Genomic DNA, 4,894 nt, shown 5'->3' with positions numbered 1-4,894 from the left:
CTCCACCGCTGCCGAATCTTCCCACCTCCACCACGGCGCCAGCATGCCATAACCGCTGCAGCGACGCCAGTCCTCAGACCTCACTTCAGCATCTTCGCGGGGTAATCGCGACTTCGCCTGAGCCCTGACCTATTTCCGACTTCCTAAAGCGGTCAGCGCAGGCCGGTGCTGCCGAGTAGCTGCGCAATCCGCGTCGCATCCGCGATCGACACGCGGCCGTCACGGTTGGCGTCAGCGCCAGCGGTGACGGCATGGCTGCCGTAGAGCATTTCAAGCAAGGCCCCGAAATCATCGGCGCTCACCGCTCCGTCCTCGTCGGCGTCGCCCGGGATCACCACCCCGGTGGCGGTCGGAACCGCAGTGAGCGTCGGCGTGTTGGTCGCGGTCGCAACCGGTGTCGCACTGGCGCTGGGGGCGAGTGTCGGCTCTGGCGTTGTGGTCGGCGCAGCGGAATGAGTCGGGCTGGGCGGCGTCGTAGCCGTGGGCGGCGGGGTGTCGGTAGGCAGCTCGGTAGCCGTTAGGGCGCTCGTTGGCGGTGCGGTCGGTGTTGCTGACGAGGTTGGTGCCGGCGAGTTCGTCGTTGTGGCTGTCGGCGTAGTTGTGGCTGTCGGCGTAATGGTCGCTGTACCCGTGATCGTCGGCGACAGTGTTCTGGTGTTGGTGGCAGTAATGGTCGGAGTGGCAGTGCGCGTTGGTGTGCGCGTGATCGTCGGCGTGCGCGTTGGTGTGCCCGTGCGGGTGGGAGTGGGGGTTCGCGTCGGTGTCGGCTGAGTTGGGGTGATCGTCGGGGTATCGGTCACAGTGGGCGTAGCCGTCGGGGTCGCCGTGGGCGTCTCGGTGGGCGTAGTGGTGACCGTCGGCGTCTCGGTCGGTGTAGCGGTTGGCGTGTTCGTTGGGGTGTCGGTGGCGGTGGCTGTTGGCGTGACCGTTGGCGTCCCGGTTGGGGTGCGCGTGCGCGAGGGAGTGCGGGTGCGGCTCGGCGTGCGCGTGAGAGTGATGGTGGGCGTGGCGCTAGGCGTCCGCGTCGGCGTTCGCGTGCGGGTTGGGGAGAGAGTCGCGGTGTGCGTCGGTGTTGCCGTGGGCTGGGTGGCGGTTGGGGTTGCGGTCGGCTGGGTCGGGGTAAAGGTGCGGGTAGGTCCGGTCGGCGTCAAGCTGGGGGTCAAGGTCACTGACGGTGTGGCGGTCGCCGTTGGCCGCCGGGTATTGGTGATCGTGGGCGTGGAGGTCGGGCGCAGGGTGTTGGTAGCAGTGGCTGTCACTGTTGGTGTAGCGGTCGGACGCGGCGTGCGCGTTCGGCTCGGTGTCGGCGAGATCGTCGGGGTACGAGTCACGGACGGCGTAAAGGTCACGGTCGGGCTGCGGATGGCGGTCGGGGTACGTGTAAGGGTCGGGGTACGGGTCAGTGTCAGCGTCGGCAAAGGCCCGTTGGCGGTGTTCCACAACTGCGCGACGACGATATCGCCGACGAGCAACTCGTCGATCATCGGCACGGTCAAGCCCAGCGCTGCACCGTCGGTACCACCGGCGGGGTCGGCGGCAAGGGCCGCACAGTCGAATGGGGCACCAGTGGCCACCGGCTCGCAAGCGCCGTCGCCGCAGGTGAGGCCGAGGGCGATTGACGAGCCGGCCGCGTTGGCCTGATCATAAACGGCCAGACTGGCCAGACCGGTGGTGACGGGAATGAGGCGATCGAGGCCGCGGTCGGGGTCGTCATTGGTACAGGGCAAGCCATCCAGACCCTTGCTCGGGTTGCTCGGGTTGGCGTCGCAGCCTTCCTCAAGTGTCTCGATGGCGGTGTTAAACCACACAGCCATGCTCAGGCGCATGAAGGCTGAGCCCGGCGGCCCAGTGCCGGCCGCGATCAGGTGCAGCGGGCCGTTGCAGACCCCGTTGTGCAATGAATTGCGGTTGCAGCTCGGAGGCGAGCCGGACGCCTCCAGGCAGGCGTGGCTATCGGTCACCGGGTCCGCCGCCAAGCACTCGGGATCGGTGTCGGAGGTGTTGTGGTCGAGCGCCATCGCGGCATTAACGTTGTCGAGCCCATTACAGCCGATCACGCCGGCACCGACGTTGCCGGGTCCAAACACGTCGGATCGCACGGTGGTACGCATGCAAACGCACACCGGGCCGACCTGGATGGGCGCGATATTGACCCCGCCCGACTTGATGACGACGGGCATCTGTCCGTCGTCGCCGGCAGCTCCCGTCGTCAGAGTGATGGTACCGTTTATGGGAGGATCTGCCGGAAACAGGTGCAGCGGCGTCTGCAAGCGCACCGAGCTGCGCTCGGCCGACAGGGAGAACACCCTCGCGGTTTCCGCGGTGCAGTTGGCGGCGCAGCCATCGCCACCGAAAAGGTTGTGGTCATCGCACTGCTCGGCGGGAGCCTTATTGCCGTCACCGCACACTGCCGGGGTTGGCGTCGGGGTAGTCGCCAATGCGAGTGACGGGAGCACCAGGCCGATCTGGGCAACTATCACTGCCCACAGCCACGCGCCGCGAACGGCACACCGTTCATCCGGCAACCCCTGCCGGCGGGTTGTCCTTCTCGGCATCCTCAACCTGCCTCCGGCACAACCGCCTGTCGGAGGACGCTGTCGTTTACCACACCAGGTGCCCAAGAATGAAGCCGTGCGAGATGGCCGTAAAGAAATCGCCGACCGGCACCGCGTTGGCGGCGCGCACCGGCACCGTGCCCAAGTGCTAGCCCTAGCGTGTTAGCCGCAGCGGCGGAACGGATTCTGCAGAAAGCCGGCGCATGTCTGATCGAACGCTGCCCTGGCCCGTGGTGCTAGTGATTACCGGCGTGGTGGCGTTGCTGATCTCGATGCCGGCGTTCCCCTGATGTCGCTCTGATCCGCTCTCGTTGTTCACACTCTCCGTCAACAGCCCCGCGCCAAGCTCTGCCGCAGCGCCTGCCATGGCAGCCATCAGGGGTGAACGGCCGGGTGTTTCGTAGCGGCGCGAGCGTCACGGGCGCGGGCTGATGGCGTCGAGCGCGAGGGCAGAGCGCCGCAGGTTCTTCTCACCCCGGCGGACCTGAAACAACTCGCCGCTGTCGAGCTCGAGGCAGCTGAGCTTGTTCGAGTACACCAGGCCCGTGTCCAAGCCCACTTTGTACGGTAGGTCCACGAGCACATCCCTCAGGGGAGTGTGGCCGAACAGGACCGTATACGGCAACCCATGCCGGTTACGGATGAACTCCTCGCGGATCCAGAGGAGGTCCTCCTCGTCCTGATCTTCAAGCCGCCGCAGCGGATTGATGCCGGCGTGCACGCAGAGGAAGTTCCCCCGCACGGTGTAGCTCTGCAGCGTGCGAAAAAACTCCAGGTGTTCTGCCGGCAGCCGGCGGGCGACTTCGGCACCGCTGCAACCTTCCAGGGCGTAGCTGCGCAGTGTGGGGCCGCCGCCGTTGGCCAAGAAGGCCTGACCGTAGCGGCCCTTCAGTCCCATGAAGGCCAGGAACATGTCTTCGTGATTGCCCTTCAAGAAAGTGCAACTCGGCCCCTCGACGCGGAGCTGGAGCAGCCTTTCAACTACCTGCAGCGAGGCCGGGCCACGATCGACGTAATCACCGAGAAAGATGATCGTGTCGGCGCTGGTCAACGCCAGCCCGTCGAGCAAGGCCTTCAACTCCTCCGCGCACCCGTGCAGATCTCCGACGACGAATGTTCGCCCGGTCATTGCTGCGACTAGCCTTCACCTCTCGACTGCAAGATCGCGCGGACCGCCTCTTCGCTACCGACCACCTCTAGGGCGGCGCGATAGGGATCGATCTCCCCGTGCTTGATCCGCAGCAGCAGGCTGCCGAACCTCCCATCATCGAGCACCGCTTCGAGCCGGCGGGCGATCTCCTCACGCAGCACGGCGACAAACTCCTCTTGCCGCCCGGCCACGGCGCGGGCTTGGCCACGGCCGCTATGAGCCAGGAATTCGCGGTGCCGGTTGATCTGTGCCGTCAGCTCGGCAATACCCTGACCGGTGGTGGCCTGCGTCAACAGCACGGGCACCGACCAGGCGGCTGCCGGCCGCAGCTGCAGCATCATTTCGAGCTCGGTCTTCATCCGCTGCGCACCCTCGCGGTCGGCCTTGTTGACAAGAAAGATGTCCGCGATCTCCAGCAAACCGGCTTTCATAGCCTGCACCGTGTCACCGGCCTCCGGTACCAACACGACCACGGTAGTGTCCGCCATGCGCATGATGTCGAGTTCCGTCTGGCCCACCCCCACGGTCTCGACCACGACGAAATCCATCCCGTAGGCATCAAGCAGGCGAGCGACGTCGCGAGTCGCGCGGGCCATGCCCCCGTGGCTACCGCGGCTGCTGAGGCTGCGGATGAACACGCCCTCGTCTAGGAAGTGGCTCTGCATGCGGATGCGGTCGCCCAGCACCGCCCCGCCCGAGAACGGGCTTGACGGATCGATGGCCACAATACCGACCCGGTGTCCGGCGGAGCGCAGCTCGCCGACGGTGCGATCAACCAACGTCGACTTGCCCGCTCCGGGAGGTCCGGTTATGCCGATCGTGTAAGCGCGCCCGCACCTATCGTGCACCAAGCTCATCACCAACGCGGTATCTGGGCGTCGGTTTTCGACTAAAGTCATCAATTTGGCTAAGGCGATCTTGTCGCCCGCCAGCATTCGCTCAACTAGTTTGCGCGTGGGCACGAGTCGAACTCCGGATCAATCAGTTAAGCTCGACTGCTCCCCGCCGCTCTGCCTTGAACCCATGGGGAGGTGATAGCCCACCCCCATCCCTGCCGCAACCGCAGCGGGGTCGCGGCCCAGGGCGCGGCCGTGCCGAGCTTGCGAAGGTTGGCAGGCGGTGGCATATCGCTCGGCATGCCGCTGATCCGCCATTCCGCGTTCGTCGCCGGCTTAGTGATGCTGGTGCT

Annotated in this window: 3 protein-coding genes; all 3 read right to left on the bottom strand. The window is 66.0% G+C overall.

Annotated features, from left to right (window positions below):
- Positions 1–152: 152 nt before the first annotated feature.
- Positions 153–2,555 carry a hypothetical protein gene (locus HY699_11655; GenBank protein MBI4516457.1) on the bottom strand — a complete coding sequence of 801 codons (2,403 nt, stop codon included), beginning with the start codon at positions 2,553–2,555 and terminating at the stop codon, positions 153–155.
- A 415-nt stretch (positions 2,556–2,970) separates the two neighbouring features.
- Positions 2,971–3,684, bottom strand: coding sequence for a serine/threonine protein phosphatase (locus HY699_11650; protein ID MBI4516456.1), 714 nt, complete (start codon positions 3,682–3,684; stop codon positions 2,971–2,973).
- A gap of 8 nt (positions 3,685–3,692) precedes the next feature.
- The gene (gene meaB, locus HY699_11645) at positions 3,693–4,640 is read right to left on the bottom strand and encodes a methylmalonyl Co-A mutase-associated GTPase MeaB (GenBank protein ID MBI4516455.1); all 948 of its coding nucleotides are present in this window, start codon (positions 4,638–4,640) and stop codon (positions 3,693–3,695) included.
- Positions 4,641–4,894: the final 254 nt, after the last annotated feature.

The organism is Deltaproteobacteria bacterium, from assembly GCA_016210005.1.
GTDB lineage: Bacteria > Desulfobacterota > Binatia > HRBIN30 > JACQVA1 > JACQVA1.
Note: the sequence above shows the minus strand (reverse complement) of the source record. Positions and strands in the feature narration are given on the sequence as shown.

What these genes read in the sequence shown, in the direction of transcription:
- HY699_11655 (MBI4516457.1), bottom strand. Translation starts at nt 2,555, where the DNA reads ATGCCGAGAAGGACAACCCGCCGGCAGGGGTTGCCGGATGAACGGTGT.
- HY699_11650 (MBI4516456.1), bottom strand. Translation starts at nt 3,684, where the DNA reads ATGACCGGGCGAACATTCGTCGTCGGAGATCTGCACGGGTGCGCGGAG.
- meaB (MBI4516455.1), bottom strand. Translation starts at nt 4,640, where the DNA reads ATGCTGGCGGGCGACAAGATCGCCTTAGCCAAATTGATGACTTTAGTC.